This window comes from Burkholderia sp. Bp9143, assembly GCF_003853645.1.
In the GTDB taxonomy this organism is placed as follows: Bacteria; Pseudomonadota; Gammaproteobacteria; order Burkholderiales; family Burkholderiaceae; genus Burkholderia.
In genome coordinates, this window is record NZ_QTPO01000060.1 from 17,088 (window position 1) to 37,977 (window position 20,890).

The window sequence follows — 20,890 nt, forward strand, 5'->3', positions numbered from 1 at the left end:
GCTTAGCGGCAACCTTGCTTCTCGGCCCATTGTTCCTGGGCGGCGACGCGGCGCTGCACGCGCTCGACGAGACCGGCCGAGAAGGTCCGCATGCTGATGCCGCGGCGCTTCGCGAGGATGGTTTGCGCGACGTCGGTTTGCGGGTTCGGCTGGCATGCCCAGTACAGCGTCATCAGCCAGCCGATGCCCGTCCACGCGAACAGGGCGTTGAACATCGCGATCGTCAGCTTGTCGTGCCGGCCGCGCCGGTCGGCGACGACGGCCGGAAGAAAATAGAGCGCGATCGCTGCGACCGAACCGGCCATCTGAATCAGGACTGCGTGTTGCATGTTGCTGCTCCATCCGAACTGCAATGAGGCCGATTGTCGCGCTTTTTCCGTTTGTGTGCCGGCAATTGATTGTTGCGCTTTTAATGACGATCAGCGCACGGCGACGTCATCCGGCTGCACTTCGTTGCTCAACGTGAAACCTTCGTCGAGCCAGCCGGTGACGCCGCCGATCATCAGCTTCACCGGGCGGCCGAGGCGCGCGAACCGGATCGCCGCGCGCGCGGCGCCGTTGCAGTGCGGGCCCGCGCAGTAGACGACGAACAGCGTGTCGGCCGGATGGTCGGCGAGCTTGCCGGCGACGATCTTGCGGTGCGGCAGGTTGCGCGCGCCGGGCACGTGGCCGGCGGAAAATTGCGCCGGACTCCGGACGTCGAGCAGCACGAAATCGGGCGCGCCGGACGCAAGCGCGTCGTGTACGTCCCAGCAATCGGTCTCGAAGCGCAGCGATGCTTCGAAGTGCGCGAGGGCGGTGGCGCTGTCGGCGGCGGGGACGTCGGTGACGTATGACATGAAAGGCGCTCCTGGAGGACGGCGCGGAATGCGCCGGAATGAAGGGCAGTATCGCGGTTCGGCGGCCATCGCGGCAGTGGCGCGATCGACAAGTTCCGGTAACATCGCGCCATGCACAATCATCTCGTCGTCGCGCTCGCCTACGATCGCCTCTGCACCTTCGAATTCGGCTGCGTGGTCGAACTGTTCGCGCTCGAACGCCCGGAACTCGGCGTCGACTGGTATCGCTTCGCGGTCTGCGCGAGCGAGCCGGGGCTGGTGCGCGCGGCGGGCGGCATCACGGTCGCCGCGCCGTACCGGCTCGCGATGCTCGATCGCGCGGACACCATCGTGATTCCCGGCTGGCGCGATCCGGACGAGCCGCCGCCGGAGCCGTTGCTGAAGAAGCTGCGTGCCGCGCATCGGCGCGGCGCGCGGCTCTGTTCGATCTGCTCGGGCGTGTTCGTGCTCGCGGCGGCCGGCGTGCTCGACGGGCTCACCGTGACGACGCACTGGCGCTACGCCGAGCGCCTGCAGGCACGCTATCCGGCGCTGCGCGTGAATCCCGACGCGCTCTACGTCGACGAAGGACAGATCGTCACGTCGGCCGGCTCGGCAGCGGGGCTCGACATGCTGCTGCATCTCGTGCGCCGCGATCATGGCGGCGCGATCGCGAACCGCGTCGCGCAGCGCCTCGTGCTGCCGCCGCATCGCGACGGCGGCCAGGCGCAGTTCGTGCCGCGCCCGGTGGCGCCGGGCGGCAGCGACCGGCTCGCGAAGCTGATCGACTGGATGCGCGCGCATGCGGCCGAGCCGCACACGCTCGCGTCGCTGGCCGCGCAGGCCGCGATGAGCACGCGCACGCTGCAGCGGCAGTTCGCGGATGCGACGGGGATGTCGCCGCTCGCGTGGCTGATCCGCGAGCGCGTGAACGTCGCGAAGGACATGCTCGAAGCGCATCCCGGGCTGTCGCTCGCGCAGATTGCCGCGCGCGCGGGGTTTGGTTCCGAGGAGTCGCTGCGCCGGCATTTCCGGCGCGTCGCGGCGACGAGCCCCGCCGCGTACCGGCGCGGGATGGATCGCGGCGTCCGGTCGTCGGACGCGTGAGCGGCGCGTCTTCTCCTGCCGCAGCGTTGCCCGGTCGTCGTTCGCTTCTGCCCGGCTTCAAGCGCGCGTAAGATGGCGGTCGCCGTGCGGCGATCCTGTTCACGCATGCCGCGCCTCCCACGCCGCTGCAGGACGCCGCCATTCATCCATCAAAACGACAAGGACAATCAACATGGGCTTCTTCGGCAAGCTGTTCGGAAAGAAACCGCGCGACGAAGCGGCATCGCCCGAACCTTCCGCGAACGACGCACCCGGCGCATCCGAAGGCGCGAACGAGCAGAACGGCCCCGACATCGCGCCCGAACTCGCGCCCGCCCTGAAGGCATTCCAGGCCGGCCGGCACGCGGCCGCGATCGCGGCCGCCGCGCCGCATGCGGAGCGGCTGGCCGATGCGGCGCGACTGTGCGCGCTGTCGTACTCGGCGATGAAGCGTTATCAGGAAGCCTTTCCGTACTGGCTCGCGCTGTTCGACCATGAGCCGAGCGCGCACAACGCGGTGCAGCTCGCGACGACATCCGTGATGTGCAACGAAGTGGAGCGCGGCGAGGCGTGGATGCAGAAGGCCGCCGAGGTCAATCACGACACGCACGAGCAGTCCGACGTCGCCGCACGCGTGAACTTCATTTCCGCGCTGATGCAAAGCGGCCACCTGCGCGAGGCGTTGCCGCATCTCGCGTGGGTGCGCGACGTGTACGGCCAGGTGCGCATCACCGACTCGACCTTCCTCTACATGCGCGGCATTCCGTTCTTTTCTTCATTCCTCGAGAACAGTTTCGAGATCCTGAAGGTTACGCAGACGGCCGACGCGATCGCGCCGTGGTACGGCGAACTGAAGGGCAAGCTCGACGAAGAAGGCGAAGCGCAGCTTGCCGCGTGGGTCGGCCGGTTGCCGGCATGACCGGCGGGGCGTTACGCGTCGCGACGCCGGCCGCATCCTGCCGGCGCGGCGCCGCAATGCGCATGCTCAGCGCGTGTTGGTATCGCGCGCGGTTTCCTTGATGCACGCGATCCGGTACACGCCGTCCTCGACTTCGACGCCATGCGTGTCGTGCGTGAAGCCGGGGAAGCGCAGGTCGTATTGCTCGAGCGCCTTCAGGTAGCCGAGCAGCGGGCCGTCGGCCGGCCCCGCGTTCTCGCCGGGCATCAGCAGCGGAATGCCCGGCGGATAGGGCACGACGCCCGTCGCGACGGTGCGGCCCTCCATCTCCGACAGCGCCAGCATCTCGATGTCGTTGTGCACGAGATGCTCGTACGCCTCGGCCGGGCTGAAGTCGGGCTGCGGCAGCGTCGAGAAGCCGCGCGACATCATCTCGGTCGTCTTCAGGTCGCTCATCGCGCTGAACATCAGGTCGCACAGGTCACGCAGGCCGAGCTTGCCGTAGCGGTCCGGATAGCGCGCGACGAGCTCTGGCAGCGCCTGCTCGAGCGGCGCGTTCGCGTCGTAGTCGCGCTTGAAGTCGAGCAGCGTGTTGACGAGCGTGCCCCACTTGCCCTTGGTCACGCCGAGCGAGAACAGGAACAGGATCGTGAAGTCGGTCGTCTTCTCGACGACGATCCCGTGCCGGTCCAGGTACGCGGTGACGACCGATGCAGGAATGCCGACCGGCATCAGCCCGCCGTGCGGCGCGACGCCCGGCGTCACGATCGACACCTTGATCGGATCGAGCATGCAGTAGTCGTCCTCGATCTCGCCGAAGCCGTGCCAGGTCTCGCCCGGATGCAGCACCCAGCATGACGGATCGGTGGCGAGCAGCGTTTCGTCCGCCTCATGGAAGCGCATGCGCCGGCCGGTCTTGCGATCGACGACGGTGTCAGGCTGCCAGCCGTTGAAGAACCAGTCGTTGTTTTCCTCGCATTCCGCATGCAGCCGCGCGAGCATCCGGCGGAACGAGACGGCCTCGCGGATCGCGTCGGTCGTGAGCGCCTCGCCGCCGGGGCCGTCCATCATCGCGGCGCTCACGTCGTTCGACGCGATGATCGCGTAGTTCGGCGACGTCGACGCATGCATCATGTACGCTTCGTTGAAACGCGCATGCTCGATCGGGTTGCGGCCGTCGCGGACATGGATGAACGACGCCTGCGACAGCGCGGCGAGCAGCTTGTGCGTCGACTGCGTCGCGAACACGGTCGGCTTGCTCGCGTCGTGCCGCGACGGATCGCCGTGCATCGCGTGACGGTCGCGGTAGATCGGGTTGAACCGCGCATAGCCGTACCACGCTTCGTCGAAATGCAATCGATCGACGCTCTGGCCGAGCAGTTCCTCGACGCGCGCGACGTTGTAGCAGAGGCCGTCGTACGTCGAGTTCGTGATCAGCGCATGCACGGGTGTCGGATCGATGCCGTCGCGGCCGCGCACCAGCGGGTTCGCGTCGATCGCGAGGCGCACGGCGGCGGCCGTGAGCCGTTCCGGCATGATCGGACCGATGATCCCGTAATGGTTGCGCGACGGGATCAGGTAGGTCGGAATCGCGCCGGACATCGTCATCGCATGCTCGGCCGACTTGTGGCAGTTGCGGTCGCACAGCGCGACCTGGTTGCGCGTGACGCTCGCCATCAGGATCACGCGGTTCGACATCGACGAGCCGTTCGTCACGTGATACGTGCGGTGCGCGCCGAACACGCGCGCCGCATAGCGCTCGCTTTCGCCGATCGGGCCGGAGTGGTCGAGCAGCGAGCCGAGTTCGCCGACCGAGATCGACAGGTCCGAGCGGAACAGCGCCTCGCCGAAGAATTCGAAGTACGCGCGGCCGACCGGCGATTTCAGGAACGCGGTGCCGCCCGTGTGGCCCGGCGTGTGCCACGAGTATTCGTATACGCGCGAGAACTGCGCGAGCGCGCGGAACATCGGCGGCAGCACGGTCTCGCGGTAGCGTTCGATCGCGGCGACGATCCGCCCGCCGATGAACGCGGTGGTGTCCTCCAGCATCCAGATGAAGTCGTCGGCCTTGCGCATCGCGTCGACGGGGATCGCGGCCGCGCTCGCGCGGCTCGCGAGCAGGAACACCGGCACCGTCGCATTGCGCGCGCGCATCGCGTCGAGCACGGCTTGCGCGGGCGCATGGCCGGGATCGTTGCCGAGCTCCCAGTTGAGCAGCAGGCACTGGATCGCGGGATCGGCGTCGACCACCGCGCGTGCGTCATCGGCGGACGTCGCGATCACGACGTCGACGAGCCGCGTGCGCAATTCTTCGACGAGCGCGGTGGCCGCGCGTCCGGTGGCCGTGCGCTCGTCGATGTCGTGCTGCACGAGCAGCGCCTTCATGCCGAGGCGGCGGAACGCCGGTTGGGTCAAGGAAGCGGTCATCTGTTATTCCCCCGTTGGTTGAGTTGCCGGGATGCCTGCGGCGGCCGGCGAGCGTGCAAGAAGGCGGTCGGCCTTGTGTTGGCCGACGGAGATCCAGAAGGTCGCGACGAGCGCGACGATGGTCACGCCGAGCGCGAGGTAGCGCACCCAGCGCGGCGAGCGGCCGCCCGGATGGACGTGGGTTTCCTCGATTTCGCGCTGGCGGTTGATCGACAGCTCGTAGAACACGATCGTCGCGATCACGAAGATCAGCGACCAGCGTGTCTGCTGGCCGTCGGAGCCGACCATCGCCCACAGCGCGTAGACGGCGCCGATCAGGCCGACGATCGTGTAGAAGGTGAACTGGTGCGACGGCATCTTGCCGTAGCCGAGCACCTTGATCGCGATGCACGAGTAGATGTACGGCAGGAGCGTCATGATCACGGCGATCGAGGCGATCTTGCCGAACTGCTCGCTCGCGCTCGGCGACATCGTCGCGAGCACCTGCACCGACATGATGACCGCGACGATCGCGAGGCCGGCCGACGGCACGTTCTTCGAGTTGACGCGTGCGAACACGCCGGCGAACAGGCCGTCGTCGGCCGCGGCCTTCGCGGTTTGGCCGACCAGCAGCGTCCAGCCCGCGAGCGAGCCGAGGCAGCCGAGCGCCGCGCAGATCGCGACCGCGTTCGCGGCGGTGTCGCCGAGCGCGAGGCGCGCGGCATCCGCGAACGGCGCGCTCGACGCGAGCAGCGCCTTGTTCGGGATCATCCCCATGATCACGGTCGAACTGAGCACGTAGCAGACGGCCGCGAGCACGACGCCGCCGACGGTGGCGATCGGCACGTTGCGCGACGGGTTCTCGACGACGCCGGCCGACACCGATGCGCTCTCGACGCCGATGAACGCCCACAGCGTGAAGTTCAGCGTCGCGCCGATCGCGCTGAAGCTGCTCGCGCCCGACACGTTCCAGCCGGCGAAGTACACGTCCTTGCTGAACCAGAACCAGCCGAACACGGCCATCCCTAGGATCGGTACGAGCGCGAAGATCGTCGTGACCGACTGCACGCGGCCGACCACGTTCGGCCCGAGGATGTTCGCGTAGGTGAACAGCCAGATCACGAAGATCTGCGCGAGCGCGAACACGAGCGGGTCGCGCAGCATCGGGAAGAAGTGCGTGAGATAGCCGAGGCCGGCGACCGCGAGGCCGACGTTGCCGAGCACGTTCGCGAGCCAGTAGATCAGGTTGGTCTGATAGCCCATGTACGGGCCGAACGACTTGCGCGCATACGCATACGGGCCGCCGGCGGCCGGGTCGATCGCCGCGAGCTTCGCGAACACCAGCGCGAGCGACACGGCGCCGACGACGGTGATCAGCCAGCCGAAGATCGCGATGCCGCCGGTGGCGGCGAGGTTCGCGGGCAGCATGAAGACGCCGGAGCCCATCATGTTGCCCGCGACCATCAGCGTGGCGGGGACGACGCCGATTTTCGGCGCGGAAGTCGCTGCTGGCGCGGCGGCGGAACGAGAGGAGGACGAGCTGGCATCGGACATGCGAGGCTCCTTGAATTGACGTGATGCGGTTGAGGTGGCGCGGCCCGGCGCCGGTCGACGATTCCGGAATGGATCGCCGTTTTATTAAACGACGTCATGTTATATCGTTAATTGGTTTGGGTAATGGTAAACGCTGAAATTTAATCAGTTAAATTTTGATGGATGTCATTGAAATGAGAGGCATTTGGTGTGGTGGTGCGGGATCGATCGGGCGGTGTGGCAAGGTTGGCGTGGTTGGCGGTAGTTGTGCCGGTCAATCGAAAATCGGCTGGATCGGCCGCGAGCGGGTAATCGATTTTTTGACGAATTGGTTAACTCATTTCGTGATGTAAATAATCCGGTCGTTCGTGTTCGAATGTGTCGGTTATTATTTGCTGCATTAATTGTCAAAGTGCGTCGCCGGCGCGCATGACGATTCTTTCGTTCCGAGGGGTGATGTTGATGCTGCCTTCCCGCTTGCCGTTGGTCCAGGCTCCGATGGTCGGTTCGCTGAGCGCGCTTGCAATTGCCGTCTGCGAAGCAGGCGGGCTCGGCTCGCTCGCCTGCGCGGCGCTCGGCCCGCAGCAATTGCGCGACGAGATCGCGGCGATTCGTGCGCGCACGCCGGCGCCGTTCAACGTCAACTTCTTCTGTCATGCGCCACCCGCGCCCGACGCCGAGGTCGACGCGCGCTGGCGCGCGGCGCTTGCCGGCTACTACGCGGAAGCCGGGCTCGATCCGGCCGAGGTGCGGGGCGGGGCGGGCCGTGCACCGTTCGACGACGCGATGTGCGCGGCGGTCGAGGAATTGCGGCCGGCCGTCGTGAGCTTTCATTTCGGGTTGCCGGACGACGCACTGCTGGCGCGCGTGCGGCGCACCGGGGCGCAGGTCGTGTCGTCCGCGACGACCGTCGAGGAAGCGCGCTGGCTCGATGCGCGCGGTGTCGATGCGATCGTCGCGCAGGGCGCCGAGGCAGGCGGGCATCGCGGGATGTTCCTGACCGACGACATCCACGCGCAGCCGGGCCTGTTCGCGCTGCTGCCGCAGATCGTCGACGCGGTGCGCGCGCCGGTGATCGCCGCCGGCGCGATCGCCGACGGCCGCGGCATCGCGGCCGCGTTCGCGCTCGGCGCACGCGCGGTGCAGATCGGCACCGGCTACCTGCTGACGCCGCAGGCCGGCCGCTCGGCGCAGCACCGCGCGGCGGTGCGGGCGGCGCGCGACGACGGCACCCGCATGACCAACCTGTACACGGGCCGGCCGGCGCGCGGCCTGCTGACGCGTTTCATGCGCGAGCAGGGACCGATGAGCGCGCTCGCGCCCGCGTTCCCGCTCGCGACGGCCGCGGTCGATCCGCTGCGCGGCGCATTCGAACGGCAGGGACGCGACGATTTCTCGCTGCTGTGGTCGGGCGAGGCGGCGGCGCTCGCGCGCGAAGAGGACGCCGGGGCGCTGACCCGGCGCCTGTGGGACGACGCGCTGGCGTGCGCGGCGGGGCTGCGCGACGCATTCCCGCAGGCCGTCTGAGCGGGCGCTCGAAGCGGTGCGGGAAACGGGCCGAAAAGGCCCCAAAAACCGGCCGCGCAAAGGGCCCCGGGCCGGGGCCATCGGCGTATCATCCGGGTTTTCGTCAGCCCTATCCAGGCACCCCCACCATGACCTCCGTCGACACTACCCGCGTCCTCGACCATGACAAGCTCGTGACCTTCGTCGAGCGCAAGTGGAACGATGAAATCCTCCACGCACTGACCGACTACATCGCGATCCCCGCGAAGAGTCCCGCATTCGATCCCGACTGGGCGAAGCGCGGGTATCTCGAACGGGTCGTCACCGATGCCGCGCAGTGGGCCGAACGCCAGCCGGTGAAAGGCCTGAAGCTCGAGATCGTGCGCTTGCCCGGCCGCACGCCGGTGATCTTCTTCGAAACCCCCGCAACCCGCTCGGGCAGCACCGACACGATCCTGCTGTACGGCCACCTCGACAAGCAGCCCGAATTCGACGGCTGGCGCGCGGACCTCGGCCCGTGGACGCCGAAGTTCGAGAACGGCAAGCTGTACGGCCGCGGCGGCGCGGACGACGGCTACGCGATCTACGCGAGCCTCGCGGCGCTCGGCGCGCTCGACGAGCAGGGCGTCGAACGGCCGCGTTGCGTCGGCCTGATCGAGACCTGCGAGGAGTCGGGTAGCTACGACCTGCTGCCGTACGTCGACGCGCTGCGCGACCGGCTCGGCCAGGTGTCGCTCGTCGTGTGCCTCGATTCGGGCGCCGGCAACTACGACCAGATGTGGCTCACGACGTCGCTGCGCGGGCTGGTGTCCGGCGACCTGCAGGTCGAGGTGCTCGAGGAAGGCGTTCACTCGGGCGTGTTCGGCGGCATCGCGCCGTCGAGCTTCCGCGTGATGCGCCAGCTGTTCGAACGCCTGGAAGACGCGAAGAACGGCAACCTGCTGCCGGGCGTGTTCCATTGCGAGATTCCCGACAGCCGCGTGCGCGAAGCCGACGCGGCCGCCGCGATCCTCGGCGACACCGTATGGAAGGGACTGCCGTGGGCATGCGGTGCGGACGGCAAGCCGGTGCTGCCGACCACGACCGATCCGCGCGAGGCGCTGCTGAATTCGACGTGGCGTCCGTCGCTGTCGGTGACGGGCGCGTCCGGCCTGCCGGCGCTCGCCGACGCGGGCAACGTGTTGCGTCCGCGCACCGCGTTCAAGCTGTCGCTGCGCCTGCCGCCGGTGGTCGACGCCGCACAGGCCGTGCAGCAACTCAAGGAACTGCTCGAACTCGATCCGCCGTACAACGCGAAGGTCACGTTCAAGCCGGACGCGGGCGCCGCGACCGGCTGGAGCGCGCCGGATCTCGCGCCGTGGCTCGCGTCGTCGCTCGACGCCGCGTCGCGCCGCCACTTCGGCGCGGATTGTGCATACATGGGCCTCGGCGGCACGATCCCGCTGATGAACGTGCTGCAGGCCGGCTTCCCGGCCGCGCAGTTCATGGTGTGCGGCGTGCTCGGGCCGAAGTCGAATGCGCACGGCCCGAACGAGTTCCTGCACGTGCCGTACGCGAAGAAGCTGACCGCGGCGGTGGCGGACGTGATCGCGTCCGCGCGCTGAGCGTTCGCGCTGCCTGTCCTGTCTTTTCCCGACTCGACCGGATCCCACCCGACCTGACGGAGCCTTGCCGATGACCGCGCTGCCGACCCCCGATACCGACCCGCTGCGCATGCGCGCCGAACCGCTGCACGCATTCGTCGCGGCGCTCTGGGAGCGGGCCGGCAGCAGCGAGCGCGAGGCGCGGCTCGTCGCCGATCACCTGGTCGGCGCGAATCTGGCCGGTCACGATTCGCACGGGATCGGGATGATCCCGAACTACGTCGCATCGTGGCGGGAAGGACAGTTGCAGTTGAACGGTCACGCATCGATCGTCCGCGACGGCGGCGCGGTGCTGACGATCGACGGCGGGCGCGGCTTCGGCCAAGTGATCGCGTTCGAGGCGATGGTCGAAGGGATCGAGCGCGCGCGCCGCATGGGCATCTGCGCGATCGGGCTGCGCGACGTCCATCACCTCGGCCGCATCGGGCACTGGGCCGAGCAGTGCGCGCGCTCGGGGCTCGTGTCGTTCCATTTCGTCAACGTGCCGGGCGACTTGCTCGTCGCACCGCTCAACGGCGCCGATCCGCGCTTCGGCACGAATCCGTTCTGCGCCGCGTATCCGCGCGCCGGCCGGCCGCCGCTGCTGCTCGATTTCGCGACGAGCGCGATCGCATACGGCAAGACGCGGGTCGCGTACAACCAGGGCAAGCGCGTGCCGGCCGGGTCGCTGATTGATCATCGCGGCCAGCCGACCGACGATCCGGCCGTCATGCACGAGCAGCCGTTCGGCTCGCTGCTGCCGTTCGGGCTGCACAAGGGTTATGCACTGGCCGCGATGTGCGAGATCTTCGGCGGCGCACTGGTCGGCGGGCATACGACCTACGGCGGCACGCTGCAGAAGACGAGTGCGATCGTCAACGGGATGCTGTCGGTGCTGATCGACCCGAACGCGTTCGATGCGGCCGATGCGCAGTGCGAAGCCGATGCGTTCGTCGCGTGGGCGAAGGCATCGCCGCAGGCGGGCGATGCGCCGGTGCGGATGCCCGGCGAGCCTGAAGAGGCAAGCCGCGCCGAGCGCGGCGCGGACGGTATTCCGGTCGATCGCGCGACGTGGCGGCAGATCCGCGAGAGCGCGGCGGCCGTCGGCTTCGACGACGCGGAACTCGATACGTGGACGCAGCGTTGCACGGAGCCGGCATGAGCTGGCAATCCGAGAAGGCGCACGGCGAGGAGATCGCGTACCAGCTCGCGCCGCTCGGCAAGGTAGAGGTCGCGCGGTTCTTCAGCGGCGCCGCGATGCGGCTCGACGGCGTGATGTTCGGCTTCATGTCGCGCGGGTCGCTGTTCCTGCGCGTCGACGACGTGAACCGTCCGGCGTTCGTTGCGGCGGGGATGGGGCCGTTCTCGTACGAGCGTCCCACGCGCACCGTTGCGCTCGAGGGCTATTACGAAACGCCGGCCGACGTGCTCGAGGACGCGGGCGCGCTGTTCGACTGGTGTCGCGGCGCGTATCGCGTGGCGCTGCTGGCGGGGGCGCCGAAGCGCAAGGCACAGCCGAAGTCGAAGCCGGCGCCGAAACCGGCGGCGACGCGCAAGCGCACGTAGCGTCGGCCGTACGACGGCGCTTTCCCTTTCCTTTCCTTCGATCCATGCCGGGTGCGCGCAAGCGCCGGGCTTGACGCACCGCATGTTCCGCCTGCTTCACAACGGCGGCCCCGGCGTTTATGATCGGCGCGATTGCGTCCGTGCCCGGCGCAATCCGAGCCGGTGTCGCCGCCGGCCCCGCGAACGGCGCATCGAAAGCCGCGCGAATGCTTCCCCCACTCATCGTTCCAGACGGAGATAGCCGATGCTCGTCCTGATTCTCGGTTTAGCGATCTTCCTCAGCGTGCATTCGATCCGGATCGTCGCGGATGGCTGGCGGTCCGCGACCATCGAGCGGATCGGCGAGAAACGCTGGAAGGGCCCCTATGCGATCGCGTCGATCGTCGGCTTCGTGCTGATCGTCTGGGGGTACGGGATCGCGCGCCAGGGCGGGACGCTGCTGTGGGTGTCGCCCGTCGGCGTGCGGCACCTCACCGGCATGTTGACCGCGATCGCATTCGTGCTGATCGCCGCGTCCCATGTGCCCGGCAACCGCATCAAGACGCTCGTCGGCCATCCGATGGTGGCCGGCGTGATGGTGTGGGCGGTCGCGCACCTGCTCGCGAACGGCACGCTGCATGCGGTCGTGCTGTTCGGTGCATTTTTCGTGTGGTCGCTGGTCGATTTCGTCGTGTGGCGCGCACGCGACCGCCGCAACGGCGTCCGCTATCCGGCCGGCAGGCTGTCGGGCGATGCCGTGACGATCGTGGCCGGGCTCGTCGTATGGGCCGTCTTCGCGCTGCTCCTGCATGGCCCGCTGATCGGCGTGCGGCCGTTCGGTTGAGCGGCGATCGGCGCGCGCGTCAGATCGGCTTGACGAACAGCCCGACGGTCAGCGCGGCGCCGATGCAGACGATCGCGATCCGCAGCACGCGCTCGTTCACGCGGTGCAGCGCCCACGCGCCGAGCAGGCCGCCGACGATTGCGCCGCCGCCGAGCGCGATCGCCGCTGGCCAGTGCAGGTGCGGCGAGGTCAGGAACAGCACGACCGCCGACGCGTTCATCACCCCCGCGAGCGCGTTCTTGGTCGACATCGCGTGACGCGGCGACAGGCCGGCCATCGTCAGCGCGGCCATCATCAGGAACCCGATGCCACCGCCGAAGTAGCCGCCGTAGATCGCGATCAGGAATTGCGAGATCGCGGCCGTGACGGGGCCGAGATGCTGCGTGCCGGCGCCGGGCTTGCGGAAGAAGCTGCCCCAGGCGAACAGGACCGTCGCGAACAGCACGAGCCACGGCACGAGGTGCGAGAAGATCGACGACGGGGTTTTCAGCAGCAGCAGGCCGCCGAGCGCGCCGCCGACCACGCTGATCGCGAACAGCGCGCGAAACGGCAGCTTGCCCGCGCCGCGCACCATGTTCCGGCTTGCCCAGCCCGTCGTGACCTGGCCTGGAAACAGCGCGACCGTCGACGTGATGTTCGCCGCGAGCGGTGACATCCCCGACACGATCAGCGCGGGCAGCGTGACGAACGAGCCGCCGCCCGCCAGGGCATTCTGCAGGCCGGCCCACAGGCCGGCGATGATGATGAGGGCGAGCATCGGTGCGGGAGCAGAGAGGTGGTGGGGCGCGGTGACGCGCGATGGTCGCCCGATGGTAATGCAGGATCGCGGCGGCGCAAAGCGCGCAGCGTTTCGGGTGCGCAGGGCGCGCGGCCGGACGACGTGGGGCGTTGCGTCGGGCATGGCGCCTTCACGCCGTCACGGCATCACGTACGCGACCGGTGTCGCGTCACCCGTTTGGCTGCGCGCCGGCTTGTTCTGTTGCCGCATCGCCTTTGACGTCCGGATAGACGATCGTGCCGTCGGCCCGGATCACGGCACCGGCCGTGAGACGCGCGGGCTCCACGCGGTTCAGGCCCATGATGTGCAGCACCGTTTCGCCGCGCGCGATCAGGTAGTCGGACACGATGCGCCGGTGACAGCGCCACCACACGGCTTCCGAACACATGATCGCGCAGCGCTGCCGGTGCCCTTGCGTGATCAACCGGTCGAGGCCCGTTCGAAACTCGGGCGACAGGGCATAGTCGGCGTAGCGATGGAAGCTGCGGTTCGTCCAGAAGTCGTTGACCTCGTCGGGCACGCCGCGCGACTTGCCGCGCAGGCCGCCGAGTGCCGCGATGTGCTCGTACGCGATGTCGACGGCGGACAGTGCGCCCGGCAGCGTCGCTTCGTTAAACTGAGGATTCGTGCGCGAGCGCGTCATCTTCCGGATATCTACGAGCAGCGCGATGTCGGCCGCGTCGAGCATCTCGACGAACGCGTCGAGCGTGCGGTTCGAATGGCCGATCGTGAGGAACGGGAGCGTCACGCGTCGTCCTTGCCGGCAAGGCGTTCGAGCACGCGGCCGCGATGCGCGGCGATGTGGTCGGTGCGGTCGCTCTTGATCTCGTACTGCGGATCGTCCGGCGACGCGCGGTGGCGATGGCCCTTGTAGTCGAAATCCTGCGTGTGGATCGCGATGATCGTGCCGGTGACATAACCGGCTTCGGAATTCCAGCGGACGTGGTCGCCCAGCTTGAACGGGGTCGTCATGCGGGGGCCTCCTTGCATCGATGCGATGGCGTCGGTCGCTGCCGGACTCATTATCGGCGCTGGCCGCGCATGGAAAAAGATACAGACGACGGGAGCGTGCCGTGCTGCGGGCGCAAGCGTCATGCCGGCACGCGGCGAGTCTCTGGAACTAAATCTCACCCACTGAATTTCCGAGGGCATCCATGTCCGGCGGGCGATAGAGGGCGTTGGGAAATTGTAATGGGTGACATTTTCTTCCAGAATTTTGGAACTAAATGATACGCAAAGTTGCCGTTTGAACTAAAGTTTACTCAATCTTGCCTGTCGGTTGTATTTCGCTGGCGACTGGAGGTGTCATGGCACCCCACTCAACGCTCTCGTCGCAACAGCGCGCAAACGTCATGCGCGCCTACCGCTATCGTGGTCGCCGCAATCGGCAGCTCTATCTTGTCTACAGCGTCAAGACGAGCCGAGACTGGATTGTTCCCTCCGACCGTCGCTTCCTGCACTGGATCGCTTATTTAGAGACGGATCCCAGCGTCGTTTCCTTTGAGTTGCGTGATGATGTCGATGAGCCGGAACCGTTTGACAGATGGCCGGGTGTTCATGCGCTCGTGACCACACGTGACAACCGAATTGTCGGACATCGAATAGTTTCCGACAACGAGGGCGGTGACCAAGGGGCGGTGCCGGCAAACTGCTCCGATACAGTCAACGAGGTAAGACTGATCCGAGAATCCGATCTGCGCTCGAAAGCCACTGTTGCGATGCGATGGGCTAAGGTCATCTGCTTTGCTGCCGGGCTCAGGGACCAAGGGCTCGCATCTGAGGTGGCGCTTGTGTCGAGCATCGCCCGTAGGATCGAGAGCGGAACCGTGCGACAAATTATCGAAGCCACGCCCGACGTCGACGCGGCGATCGTGAAAGGCTTGATTGCGCGTTTGTCGATTGTTGCATGGCTGCGCCTGGATCTCTCTCGGGCAGGATATACGCTCGATACCCCGTGGCGATGGGAGGGTGAAGCATGATACCCACAAGGCCTGAACGCTGGTCACGCGCAGAAGCATTGGCGAACGCCGAATCACTCGACACATGGCCATCGGTCGACTTCGATCTCGCATCATCGCTTGATGATGAAACGGGATCACGTGTGCAGATGCTCGCAAGCCGGGTCAAGGCAATCGCGATGTTTGCTGAAGGAAGGACTTATCGCGAAATCCGGACCGTGACCGGCCTGGATGGGACGATGGTGCGCAATCTTTTCAAGCGATGTCTTGAGCTTGCCGACGATGGCCGTATTCAGGGGTATCGAGCTCTTTTGCCGTACGTGCATACCAGACCGAATGTTCGGCATAGCGCGGTGGGAGAGAAGCGGCCGGAGCAGCAAGGCGGCATGTCGTGTGCGCTTGCCGACATATTGATACGGTTGCCAAAGCTGGAGGGTAACCTTGTCAAACGACTCAAAAAAGACCGGCGCAATAAGCCCGATCACTATCGTCCGACGGGGGCGCATCTCGTGCGCATTTTCCATGAAGCCCTCCGACGCGAGAAGGTTACCGACGCGGAGTGGCCATTTCGAACAAAGCACCAGGGGCGGCAGACAATAGAGCCATACATGCGATCGTTGTTCCGCCAAACGTTTAGTCGCGCGGTCGCCCATGAAGGGGGAGACGAGGCGAAGGCTCACGCGGCGACTGGGACGGGCGTACGGCCGATCATTCCATGCTCCGAACCGTACGATGCCGTCGAAATTGACGCCCACAAGATCGACGCATTTTTCTCGATCGCTTTCGAAACCCCGGAGGGCACGACAACGGAGGTCACGCTTCGGCGATTGTGGCTGCTTGCCGCGGTAGACCGAATGACGACCGCCGTGTTGGCCTACAGCGTTGTATATGCCAGCGAAGTCCGCGCTACCGATGTGGCGGCGCTGATTCGTAAGGCAATCGTCGAAGTGTGGCAGCCTAAGACTCTGATGGCGCCGGTGCTTTCATATCCACCGGGTAGCGGGTTGCCGAGTGGCGTGATACCCGAGGCAGCTCATGCAGTCTGGAGCATCACGATGCTCGACGGCGCGCTCGCCAATCTCGCGAGTCAGATTCACGACGTCGTTCGTAAAAGTATCGGATTCATCGTTAACTGGGGACCACCGGGCCATTTCGAACGTCGTCCAAATGTGGAGAGAACCTTCGAAAAAATTACGCGGAATGTATTTCAGCGCTTTCCTTCGACTAGCGGAACCGGTCGAGGGAAGGGGCGCGCGCCGGATGCGGAGGCTGCAGCGGTTCGATTCAAGATTCGTGCAGATGAGGCTGAGCAACAGATTGATATCCACTTTGCCGAGCACAACGCGCTGCCCGGCGAGCGCAATTACTACAACTCGCCACTTGAGACGATGCGTCAGTTCCTTTGCGGGGAGTCCCCTAGATGCATGCTTAGAACACTGCCGCCAAACGCAGTCGGCATGTCTCGACTTGCGCTTCGGGCGGAGCTGGTGACGGTTCGAGGCGCGATCCGTTCGGGACGCAGGCCGTACATTCAGCTCGAGCATGTGCGATATACCAATCCGCTCCTTGCTGATTCTGCGTGGCTGCTCGGAAAAAAAATTGTGATTTATATCGATGATGAGGATATGAGGCAGGTTCATGCATTTCTCGCCAATGGAAAGGAGTATGGCGTACTTGTGGCCCAACAAAAGTGGGGGATGACGAAGCACAACCTCACGACTCGCAAAGCGATATTCAGTCTGATATACAAGCGTATCTTGACATTGAGCCAAACTGATGATCCCGTTATAGCTTATCTCGACTGGCTTGCGGGCAAAGTCAAACCGAACAGCAAGCGGCAAGGGCCATCACCGAAAGAAGCAACGGAGGCAGCGCGGGTAGCGCACGACGCAGGCGTCAGTCCGCGTGTTCGGGACGATCCCCCGAAGCGGCAGCCGGCCCTGCGTATTGAACCGATTGTGGTATCTCCAAACCAGACTGTGATGTCTCCGCTTCCGGATGATTTTTTTACATCAAAGAAGCGACTCAACAACAAATAGGAGGTTCTCGTGAGCGCCGCTGATCATCAGGCTAATGATGCGCCTAAGCGGATCAGTATCGACGCCGATGCCGCGCAGCCGGACATGCCCGCCGGTGGCTGGTTGCCTGAGCATCGTCCCAATCTGATCGATCGTCATCCTCTTATGACGCGACGTTACACAATTCCCACGTTCATGATCCAGCAGGCATATCGAGCCATTCGGGAGCGTGTCTACGCCCGTCGCACTGGCCTGGTCTTTATTGGAAGGACCCGATGCGGCAAGACGACCTGTGCACGGGCTGTGCGCCAGTATTTGCTCGAGGAGTTTCCCAGCGCGCACGTGATCGTCGTGGTAGCTCGGGAGACGTTGCGTCCGGTCAGCGGACATGCCTATCGCGTGATACTTGAGAGTGTAGGGCACGTGTGTGCAGTCCGAACGGATGCGACCCTGTTACTGCGCAACGTCGCGTCGGACATCGAGACGACCCTTGCTGCCAAGGGCGGCAATCATTTTGTCTTGATACTGGATGAAGTCAACCTGTTCAATCAGCACGATATCGGCAGCCTGTTGGAACTCGGCAACCTGCTCGATCTTCGCGGCATCACGATGACGGTCATCTCATTTGGCCAACCCAACGTCGAACACCTGATCACTAGCCTTCAGGAACAGAACAAGCTGCAGTTGATCGCGCGGTTCTTTCGTCGCCCAAAATCTTTTGATGGTTGCACCGGTGTTGAGATGCTAACTGGGGTGCTCACTTATCTCGACACAAAGAGTGAATGGCCGGAGGGATCCGGCTGGACATACACGGAGTTCTTCTTTCCGCAGGCGTATCGACAAGGATTTCGGTTCCATCACTACGCGGAACTGATCTGGAGTGAAATGTCCGCCGCGACGTCAGACGTGGAGAGCGGATTGAGCATGGAAGCGATCGCGATGACCATCGAATGGCTCTTCCTGTCGCTTCACCGGTTTGACGATGACCAGTTTCGGCTGGAGGCAAAGGATATCAAAAGTGCCATCGATGCCTCGGACCTGGGCTGGGGAAGCTAGCGGCGAAAAGTTGTATGCGACGGATTCTGAACGCGAGCGATCGCGATTTCCCCGATGCGCGGTTGACATGGATGGCGGGTAGCATTGCGCCGTATGAGTCCGCCTGGATGGTGTTCGCGCGGGTGATGGCACTCAACTGCCTCACCTGGGAAGAACTTCGACGCCTACTTTCATTGTCGGTATCTGGGACGACAAGGTCCGAAAACGATTTTCTCTCCGGGCATTGGGTTTCGTTTTCCGCCTATTCCTCACTGCTCCGCGAGCGGAGAATTGTCCTCGAGAGGGGCTTTCCAGACATGTTGGGGTTTCCGCGCAGCGTGTCGAATACGAGGGGCATTCGGCACTGCCCAGAGTGCATACGATCCGGCTATCACTGTACATTGTTCGCGATCGGTGCATTGACGCACTGTCCGTGGCATCGTGTTCCGCTGACCAGGGGGTGTGTGCGATGCGCGATGACGGTTCGAACTATGGATCCGCTTACCGCATCGGACGGTGTCATTTGTTCGGAATGCGGCACTTGCATCATCGATGCGGTTCGCTTCATGACGGCTCGCGCGGACTTGGAGCTTTGGCAGGCAATGGAAGAAACGTGCGGACAGATTGTCGTTTGGTGGAGCGCGGTATGTGAAAAGGAGCCATACGCGAATGATCTGCTCGGCGACGCGTTGGGCGGAGCTGTTCGTGGGCACCACATGAAGCTGAAATGGGGTGGCGTGACTGCACTGGAATTGCCGCCGGAATGTTGGCAAGAGCCCGCCGCCTCGACACCGGCAATGATTGTTAAATGGCCGGAACCGGACGAGGCGAATGCGCTTGACCCCGACGCATGGGAGAAAATCGTCATCGGACACTATCGCTGCGTGCGACGCCAAGTATTCAGGCGCTTTGTACGCCAGCACCGACGGTGCTTGTCGATTCTCGCTTCCGCGCAGCGATCCGATTTCGAGTGTCTTGATCGACAACACGTTTGTACAGTATGTATTGCGTACATTGTCTGGAGGCGCGCATTCGAGCAAGATGCTGAATCTGTCATGCGAGAGTTCAGACTGTCTCGACTCATAGAAGCCGACTATGCTCATGACGCGAAGAGCGAGGCTCGCTTGCTCGATCCGCCACGCTCGTGCTCCGACCACTGGCCTTCTTCGGGCGGTCGGCAAGGAAGCCGGTCAAGCGTGCAGTGGACACCGCGACTGCTCTCACTCCGCGGCCTTGACCCATCTGCAGACTTCTATCCTCGCCTGCTGTATGCCGAATTCCTCCGCCTATGGATGGAACTGGAAGTCGATCATGTCGGTGCGAACCTCAAGGTCAGCATTAATCCATTGACCCGTGGCGAACTTCAATTGCCGCTTGTTACCCGACGAACGTGCCCAGATCGGTTCCCGAGCGAACCGAGGTGCGGCTTTGTTGTCTTGCTGCCTGACGCGAGGTCGCTGCTGGACCACGCAAACGCACGTTGCGCATATCGTCGATCGGTTGGACATTCGATGTTTGATGTGCAGGCTCAGCGGAATGCTGACATCTTCCAGTGGAAAGCGCCTGAATTTCCAAGTCCCACGATTAAGCTCCGTTGTAACCACGATTCACGTATCTTTGACTATATTGTTCCGTTTCCGTCTGATGTCCCCTAACGTGAGCGAATTGTCGGCCTGTCCGTGAATTGGTTTGACCGAATATTTGCGCCGCCCGCGACAGATGGCGTAGACCGATCCTGTGTGATGCCTTGAGTGGAAAGAAGGGAGCAATAGTACCGAACACATCGGCCGCACGCTCCTGCAACTGCCGCTTCCATTCCGTGATCTGATTCGGATGGACGTCGTATTGCTGCGCCAATTCGGCCAGCGTCCGCTCGCCCTTGACTGCGGCCAGCGCCACCTTCGCTTTGAACGCCGCTGAGTGCGTCCGTCGGGTTCTCTTCGTCAGTTCTCGTTCTTTTGCCAGCATTATCGCTGGCTCAGGCCCCGGAAGTTCCACTTATCCGACTGTCCGAATTTGCGCGGCCACCTCTAATCTTATTGCGTTTAAAGTGGAAATATGTGTGTCAATGCGCTCGCGCTTTGCATCGTGGTGAGTAGGAAAGGGTGGTGACAGATTTATTCCGGCCTACGCATTGATCGACGCCGCGTGCGGCTTCGCGGCCAGCACGGTGTGCGACCCGGTCCTGGCCGCCCAGTTCGCCGTTCGGTGTTTGGCGCCTGCGAAGGGGCAGGCCTTCATCGTGCGCGGGCGGGTGGTGAAAGCGGGCAGGCGCCAGGTGTTCGCGTCCGCGGACCTTCACTGCCAAGGTCCCGAGTCCTCGGAACCGCAACTCTGCGCAACTGGCGATGCCGTCCTCGCCCTGGTGGGAGGAACGTCTGCCAGTTCGCCGTGAATGGTTGTGCTGGCAGTGTGTAGCGCAGCAGGTGCGATCATGGGAAAGACAAGAGCGGCGTCACTGCTGCGTCGACTCATGCCGCTAACGTGTCCGTTCTTTCCAGTTGGCGCCATCGAGGTCTATCCGAATCAATTAGCGTGTCCCTGAGTGAGATCGGCCGGTTATCGGTCGTGCAGTGTGCGGAGATGGCTTCCTCGTTGTGTATCTGATGCGCCATCGCCTGTTGAGACCCAATCTGTATCAACGGTCACCCTAGGTGTGAGTTACCAGGGAAGTTGCTTCCCATCTCTGAAGAAAAGGCCGGTGGGGCCATTGGCCGGCAAGGTGGCACCCCACACGATACTGTGTGCACCTTCCTCTACAGGACGTCCCGGTGTTGGGCGCAAAGTAATAATGAGCCACTTCGCGCGAAGTAAATCTGAGCCACCTTTCAGTACAGTCAGCC

At 64.6% G+C, this 20,890-nt stretch carries 19 protein-coding genes and 1 pseudogene; 12 read left to right on the forward strand and 8 right to left on the reverse strand.

Features of this window, described 5'->3' with window-relative positions; all coding sequences use genetic code 11:
* Positions 1-2 precede the first annotated feature (2 nt).
* Both DIE23_RS33200 and DIE23_RS33205 read right to left on the reverse strand, forming a co-directional pair.
* A complete protein-coding gene (locus tag DIE23_RS33200) occupies positions 3-329 on the reverse strand; it encodes a superinfection immunity protein (RefSeq protein WP_124616350.1) in 327 nt (108 codons plus the stop codon).
* A 90-nt stretch (positions 330-419) separates the two neighbouring features.
* The gene (locus DIE23_RS33205) at positions 420-839 is read right to left on the reverse strand and encodes a rhodanese-like domain-containing protein (RefSeq protein WP_124616352.1); all 420 of its coding nucleotides are present in this window, start codon (positions 837-839) and stop codon (positions 420-422) included.
* Positions 840-950: 111 nt separating this feature from the next.
* Between DIE23_RS33205 and ftrA the strand changes: the two genes are divergently transcribed.
* Together ftrA and DIE23_RS33215 are read left to right on the forward strand one after the other, a co-directional pair.
* Positions 951-1,925, forward strand: coding sequence for a transcriptional regulator FtrA (gene ftrA / locus DIE23_RS33210; protein WP_124616354.1), 975 nt, complete (start codon positions 951-953; stop codon positions 1,923-1,925).
* A 172-nt stretch (positions 1,926-2,097) separates the two neighbouring features.
* Complete coding sequence (locus DIE23_RS33215; RefSeq protein WP_124616356.1) at positions 2,098-2,823, forward strand: hypothetical protein; 726 nt, start codon at positions 2,098-2,100, stop codon at positions 2,821-2,823.
* A gap of 66 nt (positions 2,824-2,889) precedes the next feature.
* Here DIE23_RS33215 and DIE23_RS33220 read toward each other — a convergent pair whose 3' ends face one another.
* Both DIE23_RS33220 and adiC read right to left on the reverse strand, forming a co-directional pair.
* Positions 2,890-5,229, reverse strand: a complete 2,340-nt coding sequence (locus tag DIE23_RS33220; RefSeq protein WP_124616358.1) for an Orn/Lys/Arg decarboxylase N-terminal domain-containing protein — start codon at positions 5,227-5,229, stop codon at positions 2,890-2,892.
* A 3-nt stretch (positions 5,230-5,232) separates the two neighbouring features.
* Positions 5,233-6,762 carry an arginine/agmatine antiporter gene (gene adiC / locus DIE23_RS33225; RefSeq protein WP_124616360.1) on the reverse strand — a complete coding sequence of 510 codons (1,530 nt, stop codon included), beginning with the start codon at positions 6,760-6,762 and terminating at the stop codon, positions 5,233-5,235.
* Positions 6,763-7,197: 435 nt separating this feature from the next.
* Here adiC and DIE23_RS33230 point away from each other — a divergent pair, with 435 nt between their 5' ends.
* The 5 genes from DIE23_RS33230 (at position 7,198) to DIE23_RS33250 (ending at position 12,258) form a co-directional block, all read left to right on the forward strand.
* On the forward strand, positions 7,198-8,268 hold the full coding sequence (locus tag DIE23_RS33230; RefSeq protein ID WP_124616362.1) for a nitronate monooxygenase family protein: 1,071 nt from the start codon (positions 7,198-7,200) through the stop codon (positions 8,266-8,268).
* Positions 8,269-8,396: 128 nt separating this feature from the next.
* Positions 8,397-9,851, forward strand: coding sequence for a M20 family metallopeptidase (locus DIE23_RS33235; protein WP_124616364.1), 1,455 nt, complete (start codon positions 8,397-8,399; stop codon positions 9,849-9,851).
* A gap of 70 nt (positions 9,852-9,921) precedes the next feature.
* Positions 9,922-11,031, forward strand: coding sequence for a malate/lactate/ureidoglycolate dehydrogenase (locus DIE23_RS33240; RefSeq protein ID WP_124616366.1), 1,110 nt, complete (start codon positions 9,922-9,924; stop codon positions 11,029-11,031).
* Positions 11,028-11,435, forward strand: coding sequence for a TfoX/Sxy family protein (locus tag DIE23_RS33245; RefSeq protein WP_124616368.1), 408 nt, complete (start codon positions 11,028-11,030; stop codon positions 11,433-11,435). Before DIE23_RS33240 ends, DIE23_RS33245 begins: the two co-directional genes overlap by 4 nt.
* Positions 11,436-11,679: 244 nt before the next feature.
* Entirely contained in the window at positions 11,680-12,258 is a 579-nt protein-coding gene (locus DIE23_RS33250) for an NnrU family protein (RefSeq protein ID WP_124616370.1), read from the forward strand.
* A gap of 19 nt (positions 12,259-12,277) precedes the next feature.
* Here DIE23_RS33250 and DIE23_RS33255 read toward each other — a convergent pair whose 3' ends face one another.
* The 3 genes from DIE23_RS33255 to DIE23_RS33265 all read right to left on the reverse strand — a co-directional run bounded on the left by DIE23_RS33255 (position 12,278) and on the right by DIE23_RS33265 (position 14,008).
* The gene (locus DIE23_RS33255; protein WP_124616372.1) at positions 12,278-13,015 is read right to left on the reverse strand and encodes a sulfite exporter TauE/SafE family protein; all 738 of its coding nucleotides are present in this window, start codon (positions 13,013-13,015) and stop codon (positions 12,278-12,280) included.
* Positions 13,016-13,205: 190 nt separating this feature from the next.
* Positions 13,206-13,784, reverse strand: a complete 579-nt coding sequence (locus DIE23_RS33260; protein WP_124616374.1) for a DUF488 family protein — start codon at positions 13,782-13,784, stop codon at positions 13,206-13,208.
* The gene (locus DIE23_RS33265) at positions 13,781-14,008 is read right to left on the reverse strand and encodes a DUF2945 domain-containing protein (RefSeq protein ID WP_014898701.1); all 228 of its coding nucleotides are present in this window, start codon (positions 14,006-14,008) and stop codon (positions 13,781-13,783) included. The genes DIE23_RS33260 and DIE23_RS33265 overlap by 4 nt, the downstream gene beginning before the upstream one ends.
* A gap of 335 nt (positions 14,009-14,343) precedes the next feature.
* Between DIE23_RS33265 and DIE23_RS33270 the strand changes: the two genes are divergently transcribed.
* The 4 genes from DIE23_RS33270 (at position 14,344) to DIE23_RS39780 (ending at position 19,702) form a co-directional block, all read left to right on the forward strand.
* Positions 14,344-15,015: a hypothetical protein gene (locus tag DIE23_RS33270; RefSeq protein WP_124616376.1), complete on the forward strand. Its 672-nt coding sequence runs from the start codon at positions 14,344-14,346 to the stop codon at positions 15,013-15,015.
* Between the two features lie 38 nt (positions 15,016-15,053).
* A complete protein-coding gene (locus tag DIE23_RS33275; protein ID WP_124616378.1) occupies positions 15,054-17,033 on the forward strand; it encodes a hypothetical protein in 1,980 nt (659 codons plus the stop codon).
* Between the two features lie 9 nt (positions 17,034-17,042).
* Positions 17,043-18,068, forward strand: a complete 1,026-nt coding sequence (locus tag DIE23_RS33280) for an AAA family ATPase (RefSeq protein ID WP_124616380.1) — start codon at positions 17,043-17,045, stop codon at positions 18,066-18,068.
* Between the two features lie 470 nt (positions 18,069-18,538).
* Positions 18,539-19,702, forward strand: coding sequence for a hypothetical protein (locus tag DIE23_RS39780; protein ID WP_185646590.1), 1,164 nt, complete (start codon positions 18,539-18,541; stop codon positions 19,700-19,702).
* A 118-nt stretch (positions 19,703-19,820) separates the two neighbouring features.
* Here the strand turns inward: DIE23_RS39780 and DIE23_RS33285 are convergent.
* Positions 19,821-19,994, reverse strand: a pseudogene (locus DIE23_RS33285) (transposase); the annotation flags it as partial.
* A 187-nt stretch (positions 19,995-20,181) separates the two neighbouring features.
* Between DIE23_RS33285 and DIE23_RS33290 the strand changes: the two are divergent.
* Entirely contained in the window at positions 20,182-20,442 is a 261-nt protein-coding gene (locus tag DIE23_RS33290) for a PaaI family thioesterase (RefSeq protein ID WP_260436289.1), read from the forward strand.
* Positions 20,443-20,890: the final 448 nt, after the last annotated feature.

Bases quoted from the DNA above. Each gene is read 5' to 3' on its own strand.
- DIE23_RS33200 (WP_124616350.1), bottom strand. From the start codon at position 329: ATGCAACACGCAGTCCTGATTCAGATGGCCGGTTCGGTCGCAGCGATC.
- DIE23_RS33205 (WP_124616352.1), bottom strand. From the start codon at position 839: ATGTCATACGTCACCGACGTCCCCGCCGCCGACAGCGCCACCGCCCTC.
- ftrA (WP_124616354.1), top strand. From the start codon at position 951: ATGCACAATCATCTCGTCGTCGCGCTCGCCTACGATCGCCTCTGCACC.
- DIE23_RS33215 (WP_124616356.1), top strand. From the start codon at position 2,098: ATGGGCTTCTTCGGCAAGCTGTTCGGAAAGAAACCGCGCGACGAAGCG.
- DIE23_RS33220 (WP_124616358.1), bottom strand. From the start codon at position 5,229: ATGACCGCTTCCTTGACCCAACCGGCGTTCCGCCGCCTCGGCATGAAG.
- adiC (WP_124616360.1), bottom strand. From the start codon at position 6,762: ATGTCCGATGCCAGCTCGTCCTCCTCTCGTTCCGCCGCCGCGCCAGCA.
- DIE23_RS33230 (WP_124616362.1), top strand. From the start codon at position 7,198: ATGTTGATGCTGCCTTCCCGCTTGCCGTTGGTCCAGGCTCCGATGGTC.
- DIE23_RS33235 (WP_124616364.1), top strand. From the start codon at position 8,397: ATGACCTCCGTCGACACTACCCGCGTCCTCGACCATGACAAGCTCGTG.
- DIE23_RS33240 (WP_124616366.1), top strand. From the start codon at position 9,922: ATGACCGCGCTGCCGACCCCCGATACCGACCCGCTGCGCATGCGCGCC.
- DIE23_RS33245 (WP_124616368.1), top strand. From the start codon at position 11,028: ATGAGCTGGCAATCCGAGAAGGCGCACGGCGAGGAGATCGCGTACCAG.
- DIE23_RS33250 (WP_124616370.1), top strand. From the start codon at position 11,680: ATGCTCGTCCTGATTCTCGGTTTAGCGATCTTCCTCAGCGTGCATTCG.
- DIE23_RS33255 (WP_124616372.1), bottom strand. From the start codon at position 13,015: ATGCTCGCCCTCATCATCATCGCCGGCCTGTGGGCCGGCCTGCAGAAT.
- DIE23_RS33265 (WP_014898701.1), bottom strand. From the start codon at position 14,008: ATGACGACCCCGTTCAAGCTGGGCGACCACGTCCGCTGGAATTCCGAA.
- DIE23_RS33270 (WP_124616376.1), top strand. From the start codon at position 14,344: ATGGCACCCCACTCAACGCTCTCGTCGCAACAGCGCGCAAACGTCATG.
- DIE23_RS39780 (WP_185646590.1), top strand. From the start codon at position 18,539: ATGGATCCGCTTACCGCATCGGACGGTGTCATTTGTTCGGAATGCGGC.